Origin of the sequence: Paenibacillus sp. LjRoot56 (genome assembly GCF_964253335.1) — a bacterium.
Classification (GTDB): domain Bacteria; phylum Bacillota; class Bacilli; order Paenibacillales; family NBRC-103111; genus Paenibacillus_E; species Paenibacillus_E allorhizoplanae.
Map to the genome: position 1 here is coordinate 1048061 of NZ_CAXURV020000001.1, position 26141 is coordinate 1074201.

The following is a 26141-nucleotide window of genomic DNA, read 5'->3' on the forward strand; positions in this document are numbered from 1 at the left end:
CTCTCTATACGTTGTAGGAGTTGTTTATTGTCACTTTTCAATGACAGTAAGCTGCTCCTATTCTCCGTTATAGATAATAAATTCACTCCCATTTACCTTTCCATGCATAGAATCTCAAATATAGATAAAAATACGGGAAGGAAATGAATGGGAAATAGGAATCTGACATCATCATGAGCGTATTTACGGGGGCGAATTGCGTGACCATTTGGAGTTGGAAGAAGCTAAGGACCAAACAAACATCCACAAGTCAGCAGCCTCGGATGATACCGCTGAAGAATTCACCTGCTCATCAGGTTATGGAAGCCAATAAAAAGGCAAGTGTCGGTACGCAACTCGAAGCGACGATTGCATTCGTTCAAAAGTTACTCGGTGATAACGACGATTTCATCATACGCCGATTTTGCATATTTGACGATCTACCAGCTGTCGTGATGTTTTTCCCTGACTTGATTGATAAACAGTATCTGAACGATCACATTTTAAGGCCTTTGATGCTAACGTCCTCTCAAGATTATGCGAAAGCACTAAGCCGACCTATGAAAGAGTTTCTTCTGAACGATACCCTTTATGCGTGTGAAGGCAGAACGGAAACTCAGCTGAATGAAATTATCCAAGCCATCGTAGAAGGGAAAACCGTCCTTTTAGTTGATGGAGTAACCGATGCGTTTATCTTCAGTACACGTCATGTGGACAAGCGATCGATCACGCAACCAGAGACGGAACAGGTGATTCGTGGCGCACGGGAAGGCTTTATCGAAATGTTGGGTACGAATCTAGCCCTGCTTCGCTACCGTCTCCCGACGCCGGACTTACGGATAAAAACGATGCGTATAGGACGTATCACCAAATCCAAAGTGGCGCTCTGCTACATTGACGGCATTGTGAATCCAGCACTCGTAGAAGAGGTGTTCAGACGTTTATCGTTGATTGATATTGATGGCATCCTGGACGTTGGATATTTGGAACAGTTTATCGAAGATAACCATTTATCCCCGTTCCCGCAAATTCAAAACACAGAACGACCGGATAAAGCGGTCGCCAATCTATTGGAAGGCAGAGTCATCCTGCTTGTTGACGGATCACCGTTTGCCCTCATATTGCCTACGGTATTCAGTCAATTTTATCAAACGGTCGAGGATTACTCAGAGAGGTATCTTCTCGTCAGTTTCATACGGCTGTCACGCTTGGTAGCCCTGGTTTTCTCGCTGATTTTCCCATCGTTATATGTGGCTTTAATATCGTTTAATCCAGAACTCATCCCTACCGAGTTTGCGGTAGCAGTAGCGGGGGGGAGAGCGGGAGTGCCTTTCCCTTCTGTTATCGAAGTTCTGATCATGGAGATATCCATGGAAGTATTAAGGGAAGCAACACTTCGGCTGCCGCAGCAGGTTGGTGGAGCGCTCTCCATTGTTGGTGTGCTTGTTGTTGGGCAGGCAGCGGTTGCGGCAGGATTTATTTCACCGATTACGGTTGTTATCATCGCCTTGACGACGATCGGTTCCTTTGCCACACCGGCTTACAATGCGGCCCTGGCCCTGAGGCTGCTGCGCTTTCCACTTGTGATTTTATCTGGCATTTTCGGTCTATATGGGGTGATGATCGGGTTGATTCTGATCGCCAACCATATGCTTTCCTTAAAGTCGTTCGGTGTTCCTTACTTAAGCCCGCTAGTCCCAGGTAATTTCCAAGGGATGAAGGATACGCTAGCTCGGCTGCCGCTGTGGTCTATGCCGAAGAGGCCGGCACTTTTACACACACCTAATGACACCCGTCTTGGGAAAATAACAAAAGAAATGAGTGAAGAAGCGCCAAACAACACACTAGACCCTTTGAAAGTCGGAGATACAAGGAGGAACGTAACCGATGGAGCATCCTCGCCAGGTAACAGTGATACAAGCGGCGATCATACTGATTAGTACAATCATTGGGGTGGGGGTGTTAGCCCTCTCGTTATTTGCTGTCAGAGCAGCCGATTCAGGGGCGCCTCTTGTCACATTGCTAGGCTTTTTGGTTGGTTTATTAGGACTTTGGTTATTAACCAAGCTTGGGATGCGTTTTCCCACGAAATCTATTATTGAGTACAGCGAGGATCTGATTGGTAAATGGCCGGCGCGTGGATTTAGTGTTTTGATTATCTTGTTCTTTTACTTGATTACAGCCCTGGCATCACGTGAATTTGGGGAGGTTGTCGTCACTTCCGTTTTAACTAAAACACCCCTAGAGGTGACTGTGATCGTTATGTTGCTGCTAGCGGCTGTTTCTTCTCGCGTAGATATAACGACATTTACTTACTTTCACCATTTTTATTTCCCGATCATCGTATTTCCGGGACTAGTTATTGTCGTGCTCTCACTAAAGAATGCACACTTAATTAATCTTCTTCCCCTGTGGGGCAATGAACCAACCGGTATGCCAATGGGAATTCTCACGATGGCTGCCTTATTTCAAGGCTCATTTGTCATGACGATCGTCATACCTGCGATGCGCAGGCCGGAGAAAGCCATGATTGCTGGGTTTATTGGTATGTTAGCAGCTGGGTCTTTTTATATACTTATCGTGATTGCTACCGTAGGCGTCTTCGGAGCTGAGGAAATTAAAAAATTAGTCTGGCCAACACTGGAACTAGCCAAAACGACATCTTTGCCCGCCAATATCCTAGAGCGTTTAGACGGTGCATTTCTTGCTGTATGGGTTACCGCCGTGTTTACGACATTGTTGTCTAACTATTATTTAGCCATATATTTCACAAGCCAGCTTTTACGTTTGCGAGATCATAAAATGTTCGCCTTCTTGGTTGTTCCCTTTATCTATGTCATTGCGATGTTCTCACAAAATCTGCTGCAGATGTATGAAATCATTCAAATTGTCGGTCGCTGGGGACTAGTCTTCACAGTTGCGTATCCATTTGTCTTATTTGTTGTGGCCATGATTCGAAAGAAGAAAAAACGGGGTGATCAACTTGTGGCAAAATCTGATTAAACAGATTCTTGTTTTCGTGTTGGTTGCCCCTTTGCTTACAGGCTGCTGGGATCGCCTAGAAATCGAAGATCGCGCTGTCGTCCTGGCGATTGGCATTGATAAGGCGAAGCCAGGTGATGAGAAAGAAAGCAGCAATGCTACGCATATTCTGAACCAGGATCCAGAGGCTAACAAGGGACTCATTCGTATCACCGTCCAAATTGCTGTTCCGGGCCGCATTCCGCTAGGTGCAGGGAGCGGATCCGGCAGCCCTTCTGGGGAAAAACCGGTTTGGGTGTTGACCAGCGTCGGATATACCATTGATGACGCATTATTGAATCTTCAGCAAAAGCTCGCAGATCGGTTGTTTTTTGGCCATTTACGGGTCATCGTGATTTCGGAAGTCGTAGCCAAAAAAGGGATCGAGAATGAAAACGACTTCTTTCGGCGTCAACCTCAGGTCAGAAGAACCGTTTGGATGGTCGTATCCAAAGGAAACGCAGCCGACATCATTAAAGCCAATCCGCAATTAGAGCGCGTTCCGACTTTATATTTGCTCGCTACCCTGGAACATTCTAGAGAAAGGGGCACTCTGCCCAACATTTTCTTGGGTGTCTTTTTAAGTGCGAATTCTGCCAAGGGGCAGGAAGGGATGCTTCCTTATTTGGAATTAAAGAAGGAATCGAACATTGAGCTTGCTGGGATGGCCTATTTTAAAAACGATAAAATGGTTGGCGTCACAACAGCCTTGCAAATCGGACATTATATGGCGATTAAACAAATCAACCCAGGGGGGTATAGTGTTCTTCAAGAAATGCCAGGCTCAAAAACGTTGGTTATTTTTAAATCTACTCACCGAAAGTCGAGAATAACGACAACTATCAAAAATGGCAACGTGCATACTATCATAAAATGCCAAATCGAGGGAGATTTAACGGAGAAATCGAATGAAAAGGTGTTCATTACAAAAGAAAATTTGAAGAAGCTGGAGGAGAAAATTCAAGAAGACGCTAACGTGGGATTCGGGAAATTAATTCAGCAGACTCAGAAGGATGGCAGTGACATTTTCGGTTTCGGTGAATATGTTCGCGCGACGCAGCCAGCCTACTGGAACAAGGAAATCAAAACCGAGGAATCATGGCAAGATCAATATAAAGAGATGTCCTTCGATGTCACGGTACACGTTAAGATTAGACGAATTGGGACGAAAACCAACTAGGGAAGGATCCGGCCAATGATTACCTTTAACAATTACACGGTTTTGCTGCTGTTGATCTCTGGGTTGCTCGTGTTAGTTTTCGATGTGAAAAATTATAAGAAGGCCAACATGCTCAAAGAGAAAAAAGGAGCTTTATTTGCAGGATGGTTCAATATCTCTTTAGGAGTCCTTTCGTTCATCGGCTATTGGGTGTATGAGAGGTGGTTCTGGAAATAAAAGGAGGTAGACTTATGGCCAATGTGCAGCGTAAGCAGTCGAAGTCGATACTGACGAAAGCGAGCGGATTCCTCGCAGGCTACTCGCATACGTTAAATCCGTATACGGGCTGTGCCTTCGCCTGCTCCTACTGTTATGTGCGGCAAATGCCCGTGGCCTTGTTCCGCAGCGAAGCTTGGGGCAGTTGGGTCGACGTAAAGGAGAACGCGCCGACGCTCCTAGCCAAGGAGCTGGCGAGGGCCAAAAGCAAAGGGCCCGTCACGATCTTCTTCTCCTCGGCGACGGACCCGTATCAGCCGATCGAATACAAGGAGCGCCTCACCCGCGCGCTCCTCGAAGTGATGTCCGCGGCGCAGCCGGACTTCTTGTTCGTGCAAACCCGCAGCCCGCTCGTGACGCGGGATGCGGACCTGCTTCAGCTGCTCGGCGACCGCGTCCGAGTCAGCATGACGGTGGAGACGGACCGCGAGGACATCCGCCGCGCGTTCACCCCAGCCGCGCCACCGATCGCGGCGCGGTTAGAGGCACTGCGCGAGCTTGCCGCTCGCGGGATCCCGGTGCAGGCCACGATAGCGCCAGCGCTGCCGAGCTCGGACGGCTTCGCCGAGCGGCTGGCAGGTATCGTGGATCGGGTGTGCATCGACGATTACTTCATGGGCGATGGCAGTGGGGGAGGGCGCACGGGACGCATCGGCGTGCGTGCCATCTATGATGCGCTGGAGCTGACCGACTGGTACAGTCGGGATGCGTATCGGCGCGTGCACGAACAGCTCCTGCGGCATTTCCCGCAGGAGCGTGTTTTCATCAGCCAAGCGGGATTCCTCCCCTAAGGGCCCGCCGTTCTTTACTCTGTTAATGCCCCGACCGGTTGCTCATCCTGCACCTCCGTATGATCTCGGAGCCGCTGCTTGAATTCCTTAGGCGAGCATTGATTATATCGCTTGAACAGTTTATAGAACTGGGCCATGTTCTGAATGCCGGCTTCATAACTAATTTCCATAATGCTGAGATCCCCTGTGAGTAGAAGGCGCTCGGCTTTTTTGATACGTTTATAATTCACATAATCAATAAAGGATAGTCCCATCACTTTTTTAAAATACTTAATAAAGTAATGATAACTCAGATTCAGAATGCGGCACACATCTTCGACCGTTATTCGCTCTGTCAAATGCTCATCGATATAATTCAGCGCTGGGCGCAAACGTGAGATGCCTGAATCCTCGGTCAGCCCAGCAAGATCACGTTTATCATTGCGTAGAAGGAGCAACAGGAGGTGCTTAATGGCAGCAACGATGGCTAGCTCATAACCGATGGTACGCGTTTGTGACTCCTCATGTATTTGCCGAATGAGCTGGTAAGCACTTGATCTAACCGCACTATTCGAACGAAAAAGTTCATTAAATGGTTCGAGGGAATGCGTCAACTCCGAAAATAAATGCAAATAAGCGAGTGTGCTCAGATCGAAATGCTGTGTCAGATCGATTTGAAATACAATTTGGTGTAAAGGCGCTTCTGAGTATTTATGTGTGCGATGGGGCTGTGAGGAACCAAGTAACAAGACATCCCCTGCCTCCATAATCGTATAAGCATCTTTCGTTTGGATGCCGAGTTGACCCTGGGTTACGACGAGAAACTCAACCTGCTTATGCCAATGCCATGTCCAAGGGTCGGGCAAGCCACATTGGGGATAGTCATGTTTGATTTCCCATATTTTTAAGAATAGAAGCGGGTTCTGGTACACGACTTCTTCATTTCTAATTTCAGTTAAATTTGCAGGACTAAGAGTAGGGTTCATGGGTAAGAATACCTCACTAGCTGGACATTTTCGAATAAGATTTAGTTGGGATAAGTATAACATTGCGAGACATCCGATGACACTATTGAATAAGAAGTAAGCACAATTCTACCTTTCCTGAGCGCTTGAGAAAATCTATACTCAGAAGTAAGAATGAATACGCTATCGTGGAGGCCTAGAATGATGAGTAAACCATTAAATGTAACCGTTTGGAACGAGCATCGTCATGAAAAAGAAAGTGAAATTGTCCGCGCTGCCTACCCAGATGGCATACATACAGCCATTGGTGAGGGACTGAGCGGTAACGTCCAAGTTACCTATGCAACATTAGACGATCCTGAGCATGGTTTGTCGGAAGAAGTCTTGAACAATACGGACGTCCTGATCTGGTGGGGTCATAAAGCACACGGCGAAGTACAAGACGAGATCGTAGCTCGTGTTCAAAAGCGTGTGTGGGCAGGCATGGGCTTAATCGTCCTGCATTCCGGTCACTTCTCTAAAGTGTTCAAAACCCTTATGGGCACATCGTGTGATCTCAAATGGCGCGAAGCCGACGAGAAAGAGCGCCTATGGGTCGTTGCTCCAGGTCATCCGATCGTGGAAGGCATTGGTGAGTATATTGATCTTGAGGCAGAGGAAATGTACGGGGAGCATTTTGACATCCCACAACCGGATGAGCTCATTATGGTTTCTTGGTTCGAAGGTGGAGAAGTATTCCGCAGCGGATGTACGTTCCATCGTGGGAACGGGAAGATATTCTACTTCCGTCCAGGTCATGAAACATACCGTACGTACTACAATGAGCAAATTCGCCGCGTCATTAGCAATGCGGTTCAGTGGGCTGCGCCAACTACGCGCGAGTACCCGAAATACGGTAACCACAAGCCATTGGAAGAGATCAAAGCAAAGGTTGAAGCTTAAAATTATAGCGTAGTGAAGTACCGAGCATGCTCCCAAATCTTTGGGGGCATGCTTTTTGCTGTTTTCAATGAGTTGATTTTGCTAGAATAAGAGACATTGAGCGACGCCTCTGGGATGACAATCATGTATCTCAGGAGCTTTTTTTTCGTAACCATACCAAATAAGGAGTGAATCCATGTCAACTCAGATCGAGGATCTATATGCGATTACGTTGTTTGATGTTAAAAAAATACAATATTACTCTCGGATCATGTTTGATTTTGATCAGCCTTATCTGACGGTATCTTACATCAAAAAAGGAGAGGTTATTACAACAGACGACGGTAAAGAGTATATAGCCAAAACCGGAGATGTTATGATTCATCGCCCCCATACGCCTTTTAATGTTATTTCACAGGAAGAAGGTGTTCATTACCTCCTCAGTTTGAAATTACATGTCAGGGAAGGAGAAGATTTCTTCCAACTGTTTCCCTTGGATAAAGTGATTAAAATTAGAGACTCCGCTTTGTATGAGAAGAAGTTCGACGAGCTTCAAGACTTATGGCAGCACAAAAATGAGGAGATCTCTTCTATGCAGTCCGTCTTTCTGGCGCTCTTTCTGATTCATGAAATTGTAGAAAGCTCTAAAATCGGTGAGAAGCGCAAATCCAGAGAGACGTTCGAGATTGCCCGGTTTAATTATGCCCTGCATTATATTGAGAAGGGGCTGGAGCGCAATATTACTCGTGAGGAATTAGCAGAAATCTACCATATGAATCCGGTTTATTTTAGCCGGGCTTTTAAACAGGTGTATGATCTAACGCCGATGCAGATGCTTCAGAAAATGCGCGTCATGCAAGCCAAACGAATGCTGGAAGACCCCGAGAATACGATTGAATTTATTTCTCAAAAATGCGGCTTCTACGATGCGTCTCATTTCAACCGTGCTTTTCAAAAAACATTCCGGATGTCCCCCAATCAATTTCGGAAAAGTATCAAAAGTACAAAAAGTGGAATCGCGTCTACATGGTCTGAGGATAAATTGTAAGATAACATAATAGTTAAATCGAAGGCATCCAATCCTCATTGCGCACCCTACACGAGCTCTTCGTTCAGGAAGTAACATTTTTCAGAAATAAAGGGGGATATACCATTGGTACAAAAACGGAAGTATGCTGCCTTATTCATCGGATCTGCTCTAATTGTACAAAGTATGACGGCTTGTTCAGCTTCAAGTTCGAATCCGAACAGCACTGGAACTCCTGCTGCAACAGGGACTGCCGGGGACAAAGCCCAGACGTCGACATCCGGTGAAAAAGTTACCTTGCGCGTGATGGACTGGGCAGACAGTGAGAAGCCTTTTCGTGAAAAATTTATTAAAGATTTCGAAGCCAAATATCCCAACATCAAAATCGAATATACGCTAATGAGCGTCGATCAATTTCAGAATACCATTACAACCGCGATTAAATCGGGGGATGCACCGGATCTATACCCAATACCCGGTAACATGTCATTAAGCATGGCGGTAAAGGGAGAGTGGTATCAGCCGTTAGATCCGTATATTGACGACACTTTCAAGAATCAATTCGCAGATGGCGCATTTGTTGAAGGCTCGACCATGCTAAATGGGAAAATCTACTCCATTCCAGCCCTGGCGAGTGTGCCGAGTACGCTTGTATTTTACAATAAGCAGTTGTTTCGAGATGCTGGATTAGACCCCGAGAACCCACCAAAGACATACACGGAATTCCGGCAAGCCGCTAAGAAAATCACAGAAGCAGGCAAAGGCAAAGCTTTCGGTATCATCGAGGGCGGTAAACAAATCGGTCGATGGAAATTAGCGGCTATGGACTGGTCGACACTAGGAGGCAGCGGTTTAAATCAACAATCGCCGATCAGTTTGGTCACGCATGATGCTAACTATGACAGCAAGGAAGTAGTTGATGTCATGAATTTATTCAAGGGGTTGAAGGATGACGGAAGTTTCCATCCGAAGACGATGAGCATCTCTGCACCTGAAGCTCGCGCCTTATTTGGAGAAGGTCAAGCCGGTTTTATATTGCAAGGGGAATGGTCGATTGGCGTATGGAAACGTGACAACCCGAACTTGGACTTTGGTGTCATGGCGCCTCCTGTTCCGGATGAAGGTCAGAAGGGCTTCCTGCCTAGATCCAGTTATAGTCCTTGGATTGGCATGTCCAAAACAACGAAGCACCCAAAAGAAGCTGCCTTGTATTTAAAGGAGTACTTCAACAAAGATTATCAGTCCATACTCGTTAAAGCGGGAGATCGCTTTTCTATTCTCAAAGAGGTAAATGAGAGCTCATCGGAAATACCACAATTCAAGCAGTACTATGACATTGCTCAGAAGTATTCGCGTTTAGTGCCTAATCCGCAAATCAGGAACCCTGAGCTTGCAAGTGTATACGGAAATTACAAGGATGTTCAGCCTGGCGTAGGCGATATTCTCCAAGGTGTTGTATCCGGGGCAATTAAAGATCCTACTACTGCGCTTAAGCAGTTATCCGATATTGTCGATAAGTCATTAGATACAGCGATTGCGAAGGCAAAAGCAGAAGGCGCAAAGGTAGACAAAAATGATTTCATCTTCTCGAATTGGAGTTCTGATAAGAATTACACGCAGCAAGATTATAAATCAATTCAGTGACGGGGAGTACGGTCATCATGAAAACCAAGTGGAGAATTGAAATCTGGTGTTGGCTGTTTCTACTTCCTACTATAGCACTTTTCGTTCTGTTTCAAGGCTGGCCGATCTTGGCCAGCTTGTATTATGCCATGTTGGATTGGTCGGGATTAACGACAGATTCAACCTTTGTCGGACTAAATAATTTTGTTGATGTGGCGAAGGATCCTTACTTTTGGAATGCGTATAAAAATAGTTTTAAATTTATGTTGGGTGTCGTGCCTTTAAATTTGCTTGTGCCCTTAATACTTGCCGTCGTTTTGAATCGGCCCAAACTTAAGGGAGCCACCATATATCGGACGTTAATCTTCTTGCCGGTGGTCACGACGACATCGATTGTCGGTATTATCATGGTTTTCATATGGGGCAGTGACGGAGCGGTGAATGATGCGCTTATGAAAATAGGTTTGCTCGATACACCGATTAATTGGCTAGGCGACGCCAAATGGTCGATGTTTACCGTTATTCTCATCTCGGTGTGGAAAAACTTAGGCATTAACATGATTTATTGGCTTGCCGGACTGCAGAGCATCCCGAAGGATCTTTATGAGGCGGCTGAAGTGGATGGCGCAAGAGGGACGAAATTATTTGTGTATATCACGATACCTCTTCTATTGCCGATAGGAGCCGTCATCTTATTGTTAAATGTCGTCAATTCACTGAAAGTGTTTGATTTAATTAAAACCATGACCAACGGAGGGCCATTCTTTGCCACGGATGTTGTGTCCACTTATATTTATCGTTACGCTTTTTCCAGTGAAATGGGATTGCCCCAATTAGGATATGCATCGGCAGCGGGTCTGTTCTTTGCAGTAACGATTAGTATGCTAGCCATTATCCAATCCGTGCTGAATAAACGAATGAAAGGTCGTGCAAAATTATGAAAACCTTTCGATTATCGATGTTTCACGTCGTCATGACTGCTTTTTGTCTCGTATGGATCTATCCGTTCTTATGGATGGTTTCAGCATCCTTCAAAACCCAGAGTGAGTTTTTCGCAAACGGCCTTAAGTTAATTCCGAACAGCTTTCAAATGGGCAACCTGATCAGAGCATGGAATGAAGCAAACTTTGAGCGATATTTTCTAAATAGTGTGGTTATATCGGTCAGCACCATCCTCATCGTACTTATCGCAACAGCAACGTGCGGTTATGTGCTTGGCCGGTATACGTTCAGAGGAAAGAAGTTGCTCTTAGGCGTTCTAGTTGCCAGCATGTTTGTACCCATGGAGTTTGCCATTATTCCAATCTATGATCTAATCAAACATTTGGGACTGATGAACAATTTACTGGGGGTTATTCTTGCGGAAGCGGGAGGAGCGCATATTATATTTATTCTGCTTTTCTCAACGTTCTTCAGTCAGATTCCTAAGGAGCTGGAGGAAGCTTCTATCATGGATGGTTGCGGGTTTTTAAGGACATTTCTTACGATTATGCTTCCGCTGTCCAAACCCATCGTCGGCAGTGTGACGATTATGCAGTTCATTTGGTCCTGGAACTCGTTCATGATTCCTTTAATACTAACGCTCAGTTCCCCGAATCTCCGTCCACTTGCTGTTGGATTGTATGCATTAAGAGGAGAGAACGTTGTTGATTGGACAGGGATTGCGGCCGGAGGTACGATCGCTATTCTTCCGATTATTGTTATTTTCTTGTTCTTGCAGCGCTACTTTGTAGATGGGATTGCCGGGGCAGTGAAGGGTTAATGATAAATCATTCACGTGCTATAAAATAAATCAAAGGCAGGTTACATAACTTATGCGAATCCTTTATTTGGATTTAGATTCTTTGCGTCCTGATCATCTCGGCTGCTATGGTTACCACCGAGCGACCTCTCCTAATATTGATCGTATCGCAGAGGAGAGTGTTAGATTTAACAACTATTACTGCTCGGATGCGCCGTGTATGCCATCCAGAACAGCCTTAATGTCTGGCAAATTCGGCATCCATACAGGCGTTGTCGGACATGGCGGGACAGCTGCGGATATGAGACGCGAAGGAATGGAGCGGGGCTTCAGCGATCGATTAGCGATGGAGAGTCTTCCTGGCGTATTGCGCAAGATTGGCATGAAAACGGCATCGATCAGTACCTTCTCAGAAAGACATTCCGTGTGGACTTTTAATGCAGGATTCAATGAAGTTTTTAATCTGGGGGATAGGGGCGGAGAATCGGCGGATAAAGTGCTGCCGATCGCACTGAAATGGTTAGAGGATAATGCGAAGACAGAAGATTGGTTCTTACATCTGAATTTCTGGGATCCGCATACTCCTTATCGAGCGCCGGACCACGTAGGCAATCCTTTTATTGACGAACCCATGCCAGCATGGATCACTGAAGATGTATTTCAGCAACATAAGCTCAAAAGTGGGCAGCACAGTATTGAAGACATGAATAAGCTTGCCAAGTCGCATTATTACAGACATCCAAGGCATGGTCAAATGATTGAGGAGCATAACGATTTAAGAGCGATTATTGATAACTATGATAGCGCAATTCATTATATGGATGAGCATATCGGGCATGTGATTCAAATGCTTGACAAGCTAGGCGTATTAGCGGATACAGCTATAATTATTAGTGCAGATCATGGGGAGAATATGGGAGAGTTAGGCATTTACTCCGAACACGGAACAGCGGATCAGGCTACCTGCCGAATTCCTATGATTATTCGCTGGCCTGGTGGCCTTCAAGGAAGTGTAGACGAGGGTCTCCATTATCAACTTGATCTCGCCCCTACACTGGCAAGCTTGCTGGATACGGAGAAGCCTGAATCTTGGGATGGTTTGAGCTATGCGGAAAGTATTACGAAAGGTACGGATACTGGAAGGCCATACTTGGTGGTATCCCAGTGCGCACATGTCTGTCAGCGAAGCGTCAGATTTGAGAATTGGCTGTATATCCGCACCTATCACGATGGTTATCACGGATTCCCGAAAGATATGCTGTTTGATTTGGAAAATGATCCCTACGAACAGTACAATCTTGTTGAAGAAAGAAGCGATATCCACATGAAAGCTGTCTATTTGCTTAATGAATGGCATGATGACATGATGCTGTCGATGAAAGAAGACGCAGATCCGTTGTGGACCGTTATGAAAGAAGGCGGACCTTACCACGCGAAGGAATATAAGCAAATATTGAATCTCAGATGGTAGATGCAACCATACATTACCATACCATCCTTTTTTATATCTGATGGTTTAGGTAGAGAGTCTTTAGCACCTTGGAATATCCATAAATTTCTTCATCTACAACTTCATGCCTTTAAAATGTTATCTCCAAAAAAGTATTTAATCTGGAGGAACTTTGATGTGGCTGTCGTTCCTGACAGGAGGATTTGGATTAATAGATTAAAGTCGAAGAGGGACTAGTCTGCAGTCCCTCTTCTTGACGATTTTACGATCAGCAACGGCATCATCATCTCCGGTTCGCTCATCATTCGCATTGACGGACATTGTACAGGGAGATCGAACCCGATTAACCTAGTTGCTGCGAACCATTGAACCACACGGATTTGATCGACAAGGTATCCGAGATATTGGTTGTCGGATCACCGTTTACGAGAATAAGGTCAGCGCGCGCACCTTCGGTAATACGGCCGCGATCGTGAAGACCAAAGCAACGGGCCGGTTTGGTAGTAGCCGACTGAAGAGCTTCAATCGGAGTGAACCCGGCCTTCACCAGCAGCTGCATTTCGTGGTGGACGCTTGCTCCGTGAGCAAGGCCGCCAAGGTTCGGAACGGGAACCGGCGCAACATCCGTCCCTACCAGAATATCAACTCCGGCACGGTGAAGATCCATCACATTCTTAAAGCTGTTCTCCATATTGCCTTGCGGGAACGTATTGAAGCTTGAGTTCAAAATACCGATCCAATCCGGACTTAATTTGGAATGAACACGCGGATCATTCGCCAATTCCGATGCTGGTTTCCCAACAATCGATGAGTTCAACACCAAGCACGGTGTAACAAAAGCGCCTGAATCCGCTATGGATTTCACCAACTCGGACGTGTACTCGGGCCTGTCGATAAACAAGTGGCCCAAACCGTCGACTCCAAAATCGATGGCTGCTTGCGATGAAAGAGCCGTCAAGACGTGGGCGATGACCAGCTTATCGAACTTGTGGGCTTCTTTCACGGCTGTCTTTAAAATCTCGTCGCTTAGAACAGGCAGGCCGGGTGCACCCATGACCGTTCCTTCTTCAATCATGATCTTAATATAGTCGGCACCATTCTCCACTTGAGTATGCACATGTTTAATCGCTTCTTCCACCGTCGTCACTTGCGGTATTTCATCGTGATCGTGAGCGTATGCGGCCAACATCGCTTCCCGGTCTTCCTCCGATAACTTCTCTAGCTCCTTTAATACGAATTCCGGTATTTCATCCCCATCCGGCAGCAATTCATCTGGGTGTCCGCCCGGAGCGGTGATTGCTGTGCCGGCAGAACGGACGTCTGCAACGTCATTCACATTTTTTAACTGGATCTCGCGTCCTCTTTTCGTAAAATCGCCGTTCATTTCGAGTTCTGTCGTAACGCCGAATTTTAAGGCATCTCGTAATCCGCCGATTGAGGTGTGGACATGTGCATCAATCAGACCGGGCATTAAAGTCGCATTTTCCCCATCGATAATCGTTGCATCGGCCGGAAGGTCTCCGCCCACCGCAATAATGGACTCCCCTTTGATGACAACATGTCTTGACGCAATAATTTGTTCTCCATCAAAAATACGTACATTTGTAATCGCCGTAACTTGTTCTAACGCAGCATTTTGAGTTGTCTTCTCCATTTGAAATTCCTCCAATGTGTTTGTTTATAACAATTTGAAGTATAACTGTTAGGGTTCTAACTGTCAATAAACTAAGTTGTTTGACATGCGTATAGGATCACTGTATAGTTTAGTTGCTTACAATTAGCTTTCTAACAATTTCAGGAGGGACGATCATGCAATTCCGAAAGGATACGCCTTATTTGGATTTGTTTCAGATTATCGGTCTTAAATTAAAGAAAAGAGCGGACGAGAGTATAAAGGAACTAGGGTTAAACGCTCAACAAGGAAAAGTAATCGACTATATTTATGAGAACCAAGATAATCATATTATTCAAAAGGACCTTGCAGATCGGTTTCATGTGCGTGGGGCCAGTATTACAAGCATGCTTCAGGGTCTAGAGCAAAAAGGGTTCATCGAGCGCAAAATCCCGGCCAATAATGAACGGCAAAAAAATATATATGTATTGCCAAAAGCGATTGAGTTGATTGAAGGCTTTAATGACTCATTTCAAAAGGTGGAGGATGAAATCGTTCAAGCCCTTACTGACGAGGAGAAGCAAATCTTAAAGAAATTGTTGATCAAAATCAATGAGCGCATATAAAGAAGAGGATTCCCCATGAGGCTATGGAGACATTTACAAATTAAAATACGCTTGTCCCAGTTGGGGAGAAATGAACAATCCATATGGTGCATCAAATAATATTCCTTAGATAACAAGAGCTAAACTGAAAGATCAGGAGTGTACAAATAAGCTTTAAACTAACCGGTAACGATAGTTGAGGGGCTTGCTTCGCGGCAACTCCTCTTTTGTTTATAATAGAAATGGGCAGGTTTGTTTAATAAAGGGTCATATGGAGTGTACAAGCTAAATAATGGAAGCAAAGAATTAAATTAGCAGACACATAAGAAAGGGGCACAAATGAAAAAGTACAATATTATTCGTCCGATCATGCTGATTGTGGTTGCACTTCTAACGAAAAGCTTGGTTACCAATCTTTGCATGTTGCTGGGAATGGAATCCGAGTCAGCCAAAACCATGGGTTTCGGTGCGATGGTAATCGCGGCGCTCGTGGTCTTTTCCAGAAACCGAAGAAGTCCGAAATAGGATTTGCACCGCGCGCTCGAGATAAGTTTACCAATTGACTATGATATTAACGACCAATTTGTATTACCTCTTAGATGAACTGGAAATTAAGCTAAGTAAACCAAAGAGAATAAAAGATGAGTACGAAGTGTCTTATAAATTTATGGTTGTCATAAATATCGAAAACAATGAAAAACCAGCTATGTATATATATCTAGGAATTCATCGTTAAATGTGAAAGCCGCACAAAAGAAAGTTGATTTTATAGTTACCAAACGGGGATCTAAACAATGTCAATGCCAGCAAGATTCAGGTGTTACTACAAAGGGAGATAATTCAATTGAAATTACTCCTTCTACCATTCAAATTAGTGAGGTTTTATATGGCACCGAGGCAAATGGCACTATAACATATTTGCAACATGGGTATGTTTATAAACTTGTTTTGTAAATGTGAAAATAAGTTGAAATTAGTTGAACTGCTACTTTTACTGCAGTCTAACGACAAGAAAGTTCCTATTAAGAACCTTGATAAATCAAGGTTCTTTTCTATTTGGGTGATATTATTGCCGTTTTTATATTTCATATTACTTGATATGCGAAGGGGTGGTTTTTTGAATATGAACCATAATGTCGAATTGCTCTTGAAGGGAAACATCATAAAATTGCGGTTCGTTAGGAATGATCACTGCAATGCCATCCAAGAATGGCTGCTTTTCTTTTACCCATTGCTGCGCATCCCCATTCAATTTTCGAAGATCTAACAGGAACTGCTCGTAATGAACTTGTCCAAACATATGATTGGAACTGCTCACGTTCTTCTGAATGGTATCCGTTGCAATCTTATCTTCACTGAATGCTGTAAATTTGCCTTCCGTGGTGGTGGAGCCAATTGCTACATATTGATTGCCAACACGTTCTTTCAGAAACTCCCCGGCGACTTTAGGATACATCTTCTCAGTGATAACACCTTTAGCTATGTGAATATTGTGCCCCCAAACCATCGTTTTGCCGCCAAGTTTTTCTTGAGCCCAAACTGCATGCTCGGCTAGATACTGATCATGCAGCTTCACCATGCTCGGATAGTCGGCCGGAATCACCATCTTCGTAAAATTCTCTATCACCTTAGCCGTCCCTTTCACCCAAACTAGCTCGTATGAATCATTCTCATTAATCGACTTAGTTTTGTCTTCAAGTAGCTTGACTATTTTTTGCGCATTAGCCATATGCTTTTCTTTCACTTCAGTAGTCAGCTTCATATATTCCTGTAGATTACCTGCCACCGATGACAACTCTTTGTAGCTTTGCTCGACTTCCGGCAGCAGATCAGGATGATGCTCCTTAACGTAGTTGATCACTTTATCGAAGACACTTTGATCCAGCATTTTTAAGTCTAGTCCGACGAAGTGAATTTTCTTTTTATTTACAGGATCAGAGTTGTATTCCCGCATCCATTTTACCATAGCGACGATCTCATCAGTTGGGTATAACAGCTTCAAAAACTCCCTAGGGTCGCCTTTTCCCGTTTGGATATACTCGTTCAGTTTTAAACCGTTACCCCAATCCTCTTCAATCCCAAAATTAGTAAAGCCCAGCTCAGTGACTAAATACTTCACGAGGCGATGTTTCATCATAAAAATCTCCGAGCTTCCGTGAGTGGCCTCTCCTAAACCAACATAATTTGCATTCCCTATCATGTCTTTTAGCGGTTTTAAATCATTCAATGGTTGTTTCGGATCTATCGTATTCAGTTGCTTCGCCTGCGATTCAAGTGATTTCGCAATACTATTTTGAGATATTTGAGCTGTCTCAACTGGTTGGGTTGTTCCTATTTGATCCGACTTTTCAGCTGGTCTCGTACTGCAACCCGCAGTTAGAATTGATGCACTTAGCATTACGGAAACTCCGCCGTAAATAATTTTCCTTCTTTTGTTCATTGTATTCACCTCATGGATTTTTTTGAAGTACGTCTCTTTCCGCATACAAGCATATTGGGTCGTCTTCAGTAGTCCAATTGTCGCTAACTCATTATCATTTAAGCTAGTTACAAATCTTCACTATTTCAGGTGACATGCAATGCTCGTTAACAAACCGATCGACGCAACATGTCACAAAGTAAAAGATGACATGTTGTCACTGGTGGATATGACAGCTGTACGGTTAGTATGGAGCAGTAGGCAACCACCACCTACTATTTAAAAGGTACTTATTCGCCTATAGAAACAAGTAGTCACACGGAGAGGAGCGATGATCCTTATGAAATTAGGTTTCATCCAAAATGGTTATTTTTTATTATTAACTTTCGTTACAGGCTTGTTTTACTTTTGCTTTTATATGGTAGCTCTGTCGTTAAGTTTAAGTCTTTCATTTACGGTGATCGGCATTCCACTAGTTACACGCGTATTGCGAACTACGACAACCTTCATCCAATTCGAACGCACGCAGACGAAAATTTATACAGATATTACGACGGCACCTTACAACAAAAAAATAACAACGGATGTATCCGTCTGGGTTTATGCCAAATTAGAACTTACGGATCGCCGCAATTGGTTTGCCGTCTTTTGGTTAATGCAGAAGTTGGTGATCGGACTCGTCAGTCTCATCAGTGTAGCCGTTCTCTATTTAGGACCGCTAGCATTCCTGTTGGCACCACTTTTGTATCGATATATCGATTTGAATGTCATTTTCATGCGAGTAGATACTTTAGGGGAATCACTCTTTACCATGGGTCTGGGAGCGGTGCTTGCCGCAATAAGCGTCAAGTTAAGTGACCGGTTGGCGAAAACAATCGGAGGTTATACGCGCACCATGATTCAGCAGCTAGATCGATAGCTGTTTTGTTTCCGGCCTTTGTGCAGATGCTGTTGCGTAAACAGCCAGTTATGTATCACACGAAGGTTTGATCTATAATACTATAGGAAGCAAAAAGAGAGTTGCTTAGGGGTTGAATGATTTGTTGGATATGGTCAAACAGTGGTTTTGGTATGATTGGATTATGCTGGGGCTTCGCCTTATTATTAGCGTTTCGCTCGTCCTCACGACGATTAGATTTCAGGAAGGTCTAGTGCTGCCTCTTTGGATCGTTATTTTTTGGGAGATTGCCGCTTTCTCTATTCCCTGGGTTTGCTTACTGCTCAACTACAAATATTATTTATTCACAGAAATACTGCTATTTGGCGGGCTGTGTATACATTTAACCTCGTTGTTTCCAGAAGCTTTCCCTTCATTTCTTGCATCAGCCTTTCTGATTGCAGCGAATAGCGCTCATCGGTCTTATCATTGGACGGCTCCGGCAGCAGTCTTGGTAATACCCGGAATTTTTTATGTCGTTTCGCCAGATAACAGCTATTGGTTCATGGTAACCTACTATGGATTTGCTTATGTGATGGGATTCGCTTTCCATTTATTGATCGTCAATCATCGGCAAAATGAAACGATCCGCAAGCAAAATGCGGTGCTTGAGCAATATATGTCCCAAATCGAGCGTATTACGCTGGCAGAAGAACGCAACAGGCTGTCGAGAGAGCTTCACGATACTGTCGGTCATGCTTATACTTCCATCATCATGGGAATGGAAGGGTTGCGCTCCGAGCTTGCTACTGAAACGGGTATACAGAGGCTGGATTCCTTGCTTGAGTTGGGCCGTAAAAGTATAGAGGAAGTGAGGGGCTACTTGCATCAAATGGATTCTCCACAGCAGTCTCTTTCCTTGGTCCAGTCTTTGCAAAAGCTTGGAGATGAATTTCAGGAGCATGCCCGGATTAACATAAGCTTTCGTGCGTTCGGAGACGAGTATCAACTATCCCGACAAGCGAGAATGGCGTTCATTCGCTGCTTGCAAGAATCTCTTACGAATGCGGTTCGTCACGGTCAGGCGACGGAAATCACTGTTTCTTTGCAATTTGGGCAGCAAGATACGAGGCTGGAGGTGTATGACAATGGAAGAGGGATTGAAGAATGGCGGGAGGGCTTCGGCATGAACGCGATGAAGGAGCGGGCCATGAATTTGCAAGGTCAAGTGTCCGTTTATACGAAGCCAGGGGACGGTACGCTTGTTACCTGTTCGTTGCCGCGACAAGCGGAAATGGAGGACGACCTTATTCAGTTGTTGATCGTCGACGACCAACCTTTTATTCGGGAAAGTCTGCAGATGCTGCTCGACAAGTATCAAGACTTAAAGGTAGTCGGCTCGGCAGCGGATGGCGAACAAGCCGTCGAGCTGTGCGGACGCCTCCAGCCCCACGTAGTGCTAATGGATTTGGATATGCCACGCATGAATGGAGCCGAGGCAACACAAATGATCAAGCAGCAATGGCCGCATATCTGCGTATTGATTTTCACGACTTTCCATGATGCGGAGCAAGCATTGGACTTACTGCGCAGCGGTGCGGACGGCTTCCTGTTGAAATCAACCGAACCGTTAGAGCTGGCAGATACGATCCGCCTTATTCACAGAGGAGGCACATTAATCGATCAGGGAATATCCCATAAAATATTCGAGAAGCTCGATAAGAGCGTCGAATCGACGCAGCTGAAAGCCGTTAACGACTATGACCTGACTTACAGGGAAATAGAAATATTGCAGCTTGTTGCCAAAGGGCTCGGGTACAAGACGATAGCATCCAAGGTGTATTTATCGGTCGGCACAGTCAGAAACTACGCCTCCTCGGCCTATATTAAGCTAGGAGTACGCAACAAGGAAGAAGCTGTCCAGAAAGCGTTGGAAATCGGGATCATCGTTAGCTAGATTTCGAACGATAGCTATGCTCGTTTATGAGGTGTTTTCTTGTCGTTAGAAGATCCGTTTAAGGAGGAGAAGATTTGCTGCTGCAGTACAACGACATGAAAATACCTGCAAAACATGCTAGCGACAAGAATATCTCTACAAAGTAAGAAACTTGTCTAGAAAGACATGGTATATAATCTTCCTAGACAAGTTGGAGATGAATTGATCCATACTTTAATTGCAGTCAATGGGGGAGTGTAATAAGATGCCCAGCAGCTCGGTGCCAGCTATTCCAATTATTCTCTTCCGCGAAGAAACATTATTTGTTTCTCAAAAGTGTGTTGTATTTGGCGGAGTAATTAAGCTAAAATATGCCCGCCTTCCACATGGAGAACAGTTCCGGTCACGAAACCATTTTGGATCAGGTACAGTACGCTTTGCGCGACATCTTCCGCTTTTCCTACCCTTTTCACAGGGAGTTTGTGGGCGATCGCCGTATATAATTTAGCACGCGCGTCTTCTGGCATTTTGCTGCGTGATGGCGTATCGATGATACCGGGCGAAACGGTATTCACCCGGATTGGAGCAAGTTCCAAAGCTAGAGTCTGACTCAAGCTCGATACGGCTGCATTGACTGCGCCAAGTATCGATGAACCCACCATCGCTTTGTAGGCGACAACTCCGGAGAACAGGGTGATTGAGCCGTTCGGCGAAAGTTTCGGAGCGCCGTATTTCGCTGCGTAGTATTGGCCCCAAAATTTGTTTTCAAAAAGTTGCCGCGCTTTGGCCGCATCCGTTTGTAGAAAAGATCCGCCGAATGTTTCGGCTGCACTGACAACCAGATGGTCGAACGGGCCAGTTTTTTCAAAAAAAGCTTTTACTTGCTCTTCATTTGTCGTATCCAGCGTGTACGCCGAAGCATTGGAGCCAAGAAACTCTTTTGCTTTTTGTAATTTATCTTCCGAGCGGCTCGCAATGATCACCTCCGCGCCAAGTGCGATGGCTTGCTTTGCTGTTTCCAAACCGATTCCGGAACTTCCGCCGATGATCATAACTTTTTGGTTTTGTAACATGTGATTTCCTCCTCGTAGGTAGTTGAATTAAAATTTCAGTACATTTTTTAGATGTGCATGGAGTTCGTTTACATATTTGTCGATGTTCGGATTTTTGATGACATCGTAGCAGGCGAAGCTCTTTAAAGGGTGCATACCGAGAAACTCCTGAACGCGATGCAAATGTCCCAGTGCCCCTTCCAAGCCGTCTCCTTTAAAAAACTGCGTCGGATCGTTAAATGCCTTTTCAGGTGCGTTCCAGGTAGTAGACAACATATAGGTTTTGTTAGTTAACAATCCGCCTCGTCCATATTGATCACCGCCCTTGAAAAATAAACCGTACGCATAAACTTCATCCATGTACGTTTTTAATAACCCTGGCACGCTGAACCAATAGATGGGGGTTTGGTAGATAATCGTGTCAGCCCACACAAACTTCTTCTGCTCTTCTTCGACGGAATAGCCTTTTTGCAGTGTGGTTGTTTTTACTCGGTTGTTTTCATGTAACACACTAACCATACTGTCCACTAGAGTTTGGTTCAGCCTTCCCTCTGATGAACCGTATTTTTGGTGACCGTTAATAATTAAGAAATTTTTCATTTTCGAAAATCTCCTTTGTAGTTTAGTTTTCAGTTACGACGCCGAGAAATGTGCCATGCGCAAAGGAAGCAAGGATGCTCATGGTAGGGACGTTGTTGTTTGATAACAACGATATTATATATACATTAACTTCATTTTGGGAAGTAGTGATATTTATTTCATATAGTTTCCATAAGGGAATTAATGTGATATGATTAGGAAAAATCAAACAAAAAAAGTACGGGGGGACAGGTTCACATGCATGAAGTAGAACCAATCGAACTGAACAAAGGAACAGCGGGACAGCCTTGTCCTATTGCCAAAACACTGGATGTCATTGGGACAAAATGGACATTTTTGATTATTCGGGATTTGCTGATCGAAGGCACGTTGCGGTTCAGCGATTTGCTGAAGGCCATGGAGGGGATCAGTCCCAAAACACTCTCTCTCAGATTGAAGGAACTTGAGGATCATGGCATATTAGTAAGGAAGGTATATCCGGAGGTTCCTCCGCGTGTCGAATATACGTTGACGGAAAAGGGAAAGCGGTTGGAAGGCATATTTATTGAGTTAAAGAGATTCGGCTTGCAGTTATAAAGCATCATCAAATAAAAACAGAGCAATAACGGAAAAGTGTATTCCGCTATTGCTCTGTTTTTGTGCTGTCCGGGTCATAAAGAAACCGGGCGGAGGTTAGGTATCTTTCTATGGCCATTATGTCAAATTCAACGATTTTAATAATTGTAGGGATTTTCATGTCGTTTTTTTTACGACAAGAGAATCCCTACAAAGCGTGAGGCTGACAAGAGAATCCCTATAAAACGTGCTAGCGACAAGAAAGTCCCTACATAATAATAAGCAACCTGGATGATTGGGATAAATTAGAGCAACATGATCAAATGAATGTGCTCAATTATTTTTACAGTAGAGTATTGTTAAATGGAATTAAAGTGTTGGACAGGGAGAATAAGTTGTAGATTTAGTTCTAGATTAGTTCTAGATGTTTTTGCCGGTGGTAAGAATCCTAAAGAGTCAACAGGCGAGTAGAAAATGTCAAAATCCGCGTGTTGAAGTTCCAATCTATCTTACCTATGCTTAGGGAAGTTGGAGTTGCCCAGTTGACTGGTCAGCTGACAGCTTCAAGGCGATCAAACAGTTGAGAAGGAGTGTGCTGGAATGGAACGATGGTTGCGAATGATTTTGGTTGTCGCATTGCTGATCTCAGGATTAGGTTGGAAGGGAGAAGAGGCGAACGCAAGTGATGCGTATGATGATTTACGAAGTAAATGGACATTCATGCTGACAGGGGGGAGCACTTACGATCAAAATGACAGCGCTATCAATGCGGCGATTCAGCGAATTACGACGAGTGCGCAAAGCGCCTGGAACACGATGAGTCCCTCGATGGGCAGCAGCGATCCTTGGAACAGCACTACAAATTCCGCTGCTATTGTTCAAGGGTACGGATTGATTTATCAAATGGCTCTTGCCTACCGAACGGAAGGCTCTACGCTGGAAGGTAACTCGCAATTACTTAGCGCCATTAAAACAGCGCTCGATTGGATGTATACCAATAGATACAATACGTCAGGCGGGTACGGAAACTGGTGGGATTGGGAGATAGGTGCGCCTAATCATCTCTTGAATATCGTAACGCTGCTTTATGATGAGCTTACATCTGTGCAGATTACAAACTGGATGAACGTAGTCGAGTACTACTCACCTGTGGCTGGGCAGCTGCATAACGCGACTACGCCGGCGGTGGCAACAGGCGCGAATTTAGCTTGGAAGGCAAGAATTGTTGCCCTTCGAGGCATCCTTGTCAAGGACAGTGCCAAGCTCCTAGGTGCCCGAAATGCGTTGTCCCCATTATTTCTTTATGTAACGGATGGGGACGGGTTTTATATAGACGGATCCTTTATTCAACATACGGCTCAGCCGTATAACGGTGGCTATGGTGTTGCACTCATGATGAGCATTGGTGATCTTGTTCAGCTGCTGAATGGCAGTATTTGGGCTGTCAGCGACCCCAATCTAAGCCGTATGTATGAGTGGGTATTCTCTGCATTTGAACCGCTGCTATATAACGGAAAAATGATGGATATGGTTCGCGGCAGGGAGATTTCACGCGCTGTCAATGCCTCGGGCAGAAATGCAATTAGTGCCCTTATTCGCATCTCGCAATTTGCCCCGACTGTTGAGCGCAATGCGATTCGAAGTATCGTCAAATCGGTTATGGATACGAACACGTCATCCGATTATTATTTGGCTTCTTCCATTGAAATGATTGAGCTGGCACGAGAAATCCTGCAAAATGCAAGTCCACGAGGTGACCTGTATTTAAATAAACAGTATCCGGGGATGGATAAGGCTGTTCATCTTCGGCCGGGATTTGGCTTCGGATTAAGCATGTATTCAAGTCGTGTCATGAATTATGAGAAGACGAATAACGAAAATTTACACGGATGGCATACTGCGGAAGGGATGACTTATCTCTATAACGGCGATTGGAGCCAGTATGCTGATTATTGGCCGACTGTTGATGCCTTCAAGCTTCCCGGTACGACGGTCGAACGGAACACGACGCAAGCGGCCAAGCAGTATAACACCAAAGGCTGGGTCGGCGGCGTAGCAGTGGGAGATACCTATGGTGTTAGCGGGATGAGCATTAAAACGCAGGATAAGACGCTGGAAGCGAAGAAATCCTGGTTCATGCTGGATAATGAAATTGTGGCGCTAGGGGCAGGAATTTCCTCCTCCGATAGTCCGGTTGTGGAGACGATAGTCGAGAATCGCAAGCTAAATGACAGTGGAAATAACGCATTTATGATTAATGGCAGTAATCAATCTACTTCATTAACACAAGGCTATCAAGTGCATACTAATACGAGCTGGATGCATCTGGCTGGAACAGGCAGCGGTGCGGATATCGGGTACTATTTTCCGACTTCACCTACGTTAAGAACCATGAGGGAAGCCAGAACTGGGGCTTATAGCGATATAAGTCAGACAGGCTCGACGACGCCGATTACGAAAAACTATTTGACCATGTGGCTGGATCACGGCATAGTCCCTTCGAATGCAAGCTATCAATATGTCCTTCTCCCAGGCTATACGAGTTCACAGGTTAGTGCTTATGCATCCAATCCGGATATCCAGGTGTTATCTAATAACGCAAATGTACAGGCTGTACGAGAAAAGAACATTGGCATTGTCGGCGCGAACTTCTGGGAGAATGCCGTGGAGACTGTGGCTGTAAACGGCGAACCCTATTTAACGAGCAATAAGAAGTCGTCGGTCATGGTAAAGGAAACACCTACCGAAGCTGTCATCGCCATATCTGATCCTACCCAAGTGCTAAACGGTGAGATCGAAGTGGAATTGTATCGCAACGGCAGTCTTGTACTTGAGAATGACAGCGGCATTGTGGTCGATCAGCTGAGTCCAAGCATCAAATTACGTGTGAATGTAACCGGTGCGAACGGGAAGGGTTTTGAAGCACGAATCAAGCTGGCGAATCGGGCGTACTGGAAGTTCGACGAAAATAGCGGCTCGACGGCTGCCGACAGTACTGGCAACGGGCATACGGGAACCCTCTATAATGCCTCATTTACGAGCGGTGGATTTGCAGGTGGCGCGCTCTCTCTAAATGGCACGAGCAGCTACGTATCCGTACCGGATGCAGCGGAGTTGGATTTTACTAATAAGTTTAAACTGGATACGTGGATTCGTTTCTCAACCGGAGCGGGGACGACAACACAGAAGATTATTGAGAAGCAGGGAGCTACGCTGCCCTATTCCGTCCGTATATCGAATGCAGGGAAGATCGGATTGTACTGGAATGGGACATGGAGGGAGAGCAATGCGATTAGTTGGAACAACAATACTTGGTATCATCTAGTGATTACACATAACGGAAGTGCTATCGATTTTCAGCTTGATGGAGCCAGCAGAGGCGTCGTGTCTAACACAGAGTCGACCTTCACGAACAACGAGAATTTTTATATCGGACGCGGACGTGCGGGAACCGAATCCTGGTTTAACGGACAGATTGATGAGTTGAAGCTGATTCTCCCATGAAGATGAGGTAAAGAATCGAACAGATCATGTCAAGAACGTGCTCTACATC

At 45.0% G+C, this 26141-nt stretch carries 23 protein-coding genes; 18 read left to right on the forward strand and 5 right to left on the reverse strand.

The features are described from left to right. Positions 1-263: 263 nt before the first annotated feature. Genes ACSQ8O_RS04815 through ACSQ8O_RS04835 form a run of 5 tightly spaced genes read left to right on the forward strand, consistent with a single transcriptional unit; the run spans position 264 to position 5226 of the window. A complete protein-coding gene (locus tag ACSQ8O_RS04815) occupies positions 264-1919 on the forward strand; it encodes a spore germination protein (RefSeq protein WP_436241943.1) in 1656 nt (551 codons plus the stop codon). Beyond that, positions 1867-2982, forward strand: a complete 1116-nt coding sequence (locus ACSQ8O_RS04820; protein ID WP_436240644.1) for a GerAB/ArcD/ProY family transporter — start codon at positions 1867-1869, stop codon at positions 2980-2982. Before ACSQ8O_RS04815 ends, ACSQ8O_RS04820 begins: the two co-directional genes overlap by 53 nt. Further along, positions 2963-4180, forward strand: a complete 1218-nt coding sequence (locus ACSQ8O_RS04825) for a Ger(x)C family spore germination protein (protein WP_436240645.1) — start codon at positions 2963-2965, stop codon at positions 4178-4180. Before ACSQ8O_RS04820 ends, ACSQ8O_RS04825 begins: the two co-directional genes overlap by 20 nt. A 15-nt stretch (positions 4181-4195) precedes the next feature. Next, the gene (locus tag ACSQ8O_RS04830) at positions 4196-4396 is read left to right on the forward strand and encodes a CLC_0170 family protein (RefSeq protein ID WP_436240646.1); all 201 of its coding nucleotides are present in this window, start codon (positions 4196-4198) and stop codon (positions 4394-4396) included. 14 nt (positions 4397-4410) lie between these two features. Next, the gene (locus ACSQ8O_RS04835) at positions 4411-5226 is read left to right on the forward strand and encodes an SPL family radical SAM protein (protein WP_436240647.1); all 816 of its coding nucleotides are present in this window, start codon (positions 4411-4413) and stop codon (positions 5224-5226) included. 14 nt (positions 5227-5240) lie between these two features. Here the strand turns inward: ACSQ8O_RS04835 and ACSQ8O_RS04840 are convergent, their stop codons facing one another. Continuing rightward, the gene (locus tag ACSQ8O_RS04840) at positions 5241-6191 is read right to left on the reverse strand and encodes a helix-turn-helix domain-containing protein (RefSeq protein WP_436240648.1); all 951 of its coding nucleotides are present in this window, start codon (positions 6189-6191) and stop codon (positions 5241-5243) included. A gap of 183 nt (positions 6192-6374) precedes the next feature. On the opposite strand from ACSQ8O_RS04840, the gene ACSQ8O_RS04845 reads away from it, so the two are divergent. The 6 genes from ACSQ8O_RS04845 (at position 6375) to ACSQ8O_RS04870 (ending at position 12953) form a co-directional block, all read left to right on the forward strand. After that, positions 6375-7112: a ThuA domain-containing protein gene (locus ACSQ8O_RS04845; RefSeq protein WP_436241944.1), complete on the forward strand. Its 738-nt coding sequence runs from the start codon at positions 6375-6377 to the stop codon at positions 7110-7112. 175 nt (positions 7113-7287) lie between these two features. Then, complete coding sequence (locus ACSQ8O_RS04850; protein WP_436240649.1) at positions 7288-8139, forward strand: AraC family transcriptional regulator; 852 nt, start codon at positions 7288-7290, stop codon at positions 8137-8139. Positions 8140-8244: 105 nt separating this feature from the next. Then, positions 8245-9762, forward strand: coding sequence for an ABC transporter substrate-binding protein (locus ACSQ8O_RS04855; RefSeq protein ID WP_436240650.1), 1518 nt, complete (start codon positions 8245-8247; stop codon positions 9760-9762). Positions 9763-9779: 17 nt separating this feature from the next. After that, positions 9780-10682 carry a carbohydrate ABC transporter permease gene (locus ACSQ8O_RS04860; RefSeq protein WP_436240651.1) on the forward strand — a complete coding sequence of 301 codons (903 nt, stop codon included), beginning with the start codon at positions 9780-9782 and terminating at the stop codon, positions 10680-10682. Next, on the forward strand, positions 10679-11503 hold the full coding sequence (locus ACSQ8O_RS04865) for a carbohydrate ABC transporter permease (RefSeq protein WP_436240652.1): 825 nt from the start codon (positions 10679-10681) through the stop codon (positions 11501-11503). The genes ACSQ8O_RS04860 and ACSQ8O_RS04865 overlap by 4 nt, the downstream gene beginning before the upstream one ends. Positions 11504-11555: 52 nt before the next feature. Next, positions 11556-12953: a sulfatase gene (locus tag ACSQ8O_RS04870; RefSeq protein WP_436240653.1), complete on the forward strand. Its 1398-nt coding sequence runs from the start codon at positions 11556-11558 to the stop codon at positions 12951-12953. Between the two features lie 322 nt (positions 12954-13275). Here the strand turns inward: ACSQ8O_RS04870 and ACSQ8O_RS04875 are convergent, their stop codons facing one another. Next, positions 13276-14586 (reverse strand): amidohydrolase family protein, encoded by a 1311-nt coding sequence (locus ACSQ8O_RS04875; RefSeq protein ID WP_436240654.1) that lies wholly within the window; start codon positions 14584-14586, stop codon positions 13276-13278. A gap of 155 nt (positions 14587-14741) precedes the next feature. Here ACSQ8O_RS04875 and ACSQ8O_RS04880 point away from each other — a divergent pair, with 155 nt between their 5' ends. From ACSQ8O_RS04880 to ACSQ8O_RS04890, 3 genes are all read left to right on the forward strand, one after another. Beyond that, positions 14742-15170, forward strand: a complete 429-nt coding sequence (locus ACSQ8O_RS04880) for a MarR family winged helix-turn-helix transcriptional regulator (RefSeq protein ID WP_436240655.1) — start codon at positions 14742-14744, stop codon at positions 15168-15170. Positions 15171-15488: 318 nt separating this feature from the next. Beyond that, positions 15489-15674, forward strand: coding sequence for a hypothetical protein (locus tag ACSQ8O_RS04885; RefSeq protein WP_171633739.1), 186 nt, complete (start codon positions 15489-15491; stop codon positions 15672-15674). Between the two features lie 213 nt (positions 15675-15887). Next, positions 15888-16103, forward strand: a complete 216-nt coding sequence (locus ACSQ8O_RS04890) for a hypothetical protein (protein WP_436240656.1) — start codon at positions 15888-15890, stop codon at positions 16101-16103. Between the two features lie 136 nt (positions 16104-16239). Here the strand turns inward: ACSQ8O_RS04890 and ACSQ8O_RS04895 are convergent, their stop codons facing one another. Next, positions 16240-17589, reverse strand: a complete 1350-nt coding sequence (locus tag ACSQ8O_RS04895) for an erythromycin esterase family protein (protein WP_436240657.1) — start codon at positions 17587-17589, stop codon at positions 16240-16242. 319 nt (positions 17590-17908) lie between these two features. On the opposite strand from ACSQ8O_RS04895, the gene ACSQ8O_RS04900 reads away from it, so the two are divergent. Beyond that, complete coding sequence (locus tag ACSQ8O_RS04900) at positions 17909-18487, forward strand: sensor domain-containing protein (protein WP_436240658.1); 579 nt, start codon at positions 17909-17911, stop codon at positions 18485-18487. 121 nt (positions 18488-18608) lie between these two features. After that, positions 18609-20402 (forward strand): response regulator, encoded by a 1794-nt coding sequence (locus ACSQ8O_RS04905; RefSeq protein WP_436240659.1) that lies wholly within the window; start codon positions 18609-18611, stop codon positions 20400-20402. Between the two features lie 338 nt (positions 20403-20740). Here ACSQ8O_RS04905 and ACSQ8O_RS04910 read toward each other — a convergent pair whose 3' ends face one another. Continuing rightward, positions 20741-21454 (reverse strand): SDR family oxidoreductase, encoded by a 714-nt coding sequence (locus ACSQ8O_RS04910; protein WP_436240660.1) that lies wholly within the window; start codon positions 21452-21454, stop codon positions 20741-20743. Positions 21455-21481: 27 nt separating this feature from the next. Then, positions 21482-22033, reverse strand: a complete 552-nt coding sequence (locus ACSQ8O_RS04915; RefSeq protein ID WP_436240661.1) for an NAD(P)H-dependent oxidoreductase — start codon at positions 22031-22033, stop codon at positions 21482-21484. Between the two features lie 237 nt (positions 22034-22270). Between ACSQ8O_RS04915 and ACSQ8O_RS04920 the strand changes: the two genes are divergently transcribed. Together ACSQ8O_RS04920 and ACSQ8O_RS04925 are read left to right on the forward strand one after the other, a co-directional pair. Beyond that, positions 22271-22609 (forward strand): winged helix-turn-helix transcriptional regulator, encoded by a 339-nt coding sequence (locus tag ACSQ8O_RS04920; RefSeq protein WP_436240662.1) that lies wholly within the window; start codon positions 22271-22273, stop codon positions 22607-22609. 579 nt (positions 22610-23188) lie between these two features. After that, complete coding sequence (locus ACSQ8O_RS04925; protein ID WP_436240663.1) at positions 23189-26092, forward strand: polysaccharide lyase family 8 super-sandwich domain-containing protein; 2904 nt, start codon at positions 23189-23191, stop codon at positions 26090-26092. Positions 26093-26141 lie beyond the last annotated feature (49 nt).

Bases quoted from the DNA above. Each gene is read 5' to 3' on its own strand.
- ACSQ8O_RS04815 (WP_436241943.1), top strand. From the start codon at position 264: ATGATACCGCTGAAGAATTCACCTGCTCATCAGGTTATGGAAGCCAAT.
- ACSQ8O_RS04820 (WP_436240644.1), top strand. From the start codon at position 1,867: ATGGAGCATCCTCGCCAGGTAACAGTGATACAAGCGGCGATCATACTG.
- ACSQ8O_RS04830 (WP_436240646.1), top strand. From the start codon at position 4,196: ATGATTACCTTTAACAATTACACGGTTTTGCTGCTGTTGATCTCTGGG.
- ACSQ8O_RS04835 (WP_436240647.1), top strand. From the start codon at position 4,411: ATGGCCAATGTGCAGCGTAAGCAGTCGAAGTCGATACTGACGAAAGCG.
- ACSQ8O_RS04840 (WP_436240648.1), bottom strand. From the start codon at position 6,191: ATGAACCCTACTCTTAGTCCTGCAAATTTAACTGAAATTAGAAATGAA.
- ACSQ8O_RS04845 (WP_436241944.1), top strand. From the start codon at position 6,375: ATGAGTAAACCATTAAATGTAACCGTTTGGAACGAGCATCGTCATGAA.
- ACSQ8O_RS04850 (WP_436240649.1), top strand. From the start codon at position 7,288: ATGTCAACTCAGATCGAGGATCTATATGCGATTACGTTGTTTGATGTT.
- ACSQ8O_RS04860 (WP_436240651.1), top strand. From the start codon at position 9,780: ATGAAAACCAAGTGGAGAATTGAAATCTGGTGTTGGCTGTTTCTACTT.
- ACSQ8O_RS04865 (WP_436240652.1), top strand. From the start codon at position 10,679: ATGAAAACCTTTCGATTATCGATGTTTCACGTCGTCATGACTGCTTTT.
- ACSQ8O_RS04870 (WP_436240653.1), top strand. From the start codon at position 11,556: ATGCGAATCCTTTATTTGGATTTAGATTCTTTGCGTCCTGATCATCTC.
- ACSQ8O_RS04875 (WP_436240654.1), bottom strand. From the start codon at position 14,586: ATGGAGAAGACAACTCAAAATGCTGCGTTAGAACAAGTTACGGCGATT.
- ACSQ8O_RS04880 (WP_436240655.1), top strand. From the start codon at position 14,742: ATGCAATTCCGAAAGGATACGCCTTATTTGGATTTGTTTCAGATTATC.
- ACSQ8O_RS04885 (WP_171633739.1), top strand. From the start codon at position 15,489: ATGAAAAAGTACAATATTATTCGTCCGATCATGCTGATTGTGGTTGCA.
- ACSQ8O_RS04895 (WP_436240657.1), bottom strand. From the start codon at position 17,589: ATGAACAAAAGAAGGAAAATTATTTACGGCGGAGTTTCCGTAATGCTA.
- ACSQ8O_RS04900 (WP_436240658.1), top strand. From the start codon at position 17,909: ATGAAATTAGGTTTCATCCAAAATGGTTATTTTTTATTATTAACTTTC.
- ACSQ8O_RS04910 (WP_436240660.1), bottom strand. From the start codon at position 21,454: ATGTTACAAAACCAAAAAGTTATGATCATCGGCGGAAGTTCCGGAATC.
- ACSQ8O_RS04915 (WP_436240661.1), bottom strand. From the start codon at position 22,033: ATGAAAAATTTCTTAATTATTAACGGTCACCAAAAATACGGTTCATCA.
- ACSQ8O_RS04920 (WP_436240662.1), top strand. From the start codon at position 22,271: ATGCATGAAGTAGAACCAATCGAACTGAACAAAGGAACAGCGGGACAG.
- ACSQ8O_RS04925 (WP_436240663.1), top strand. From the start codon at position 23,189: ATGGAACGATGGTTGCGAATGATTTTGGTTGTCGCATTGCTGATCTCA.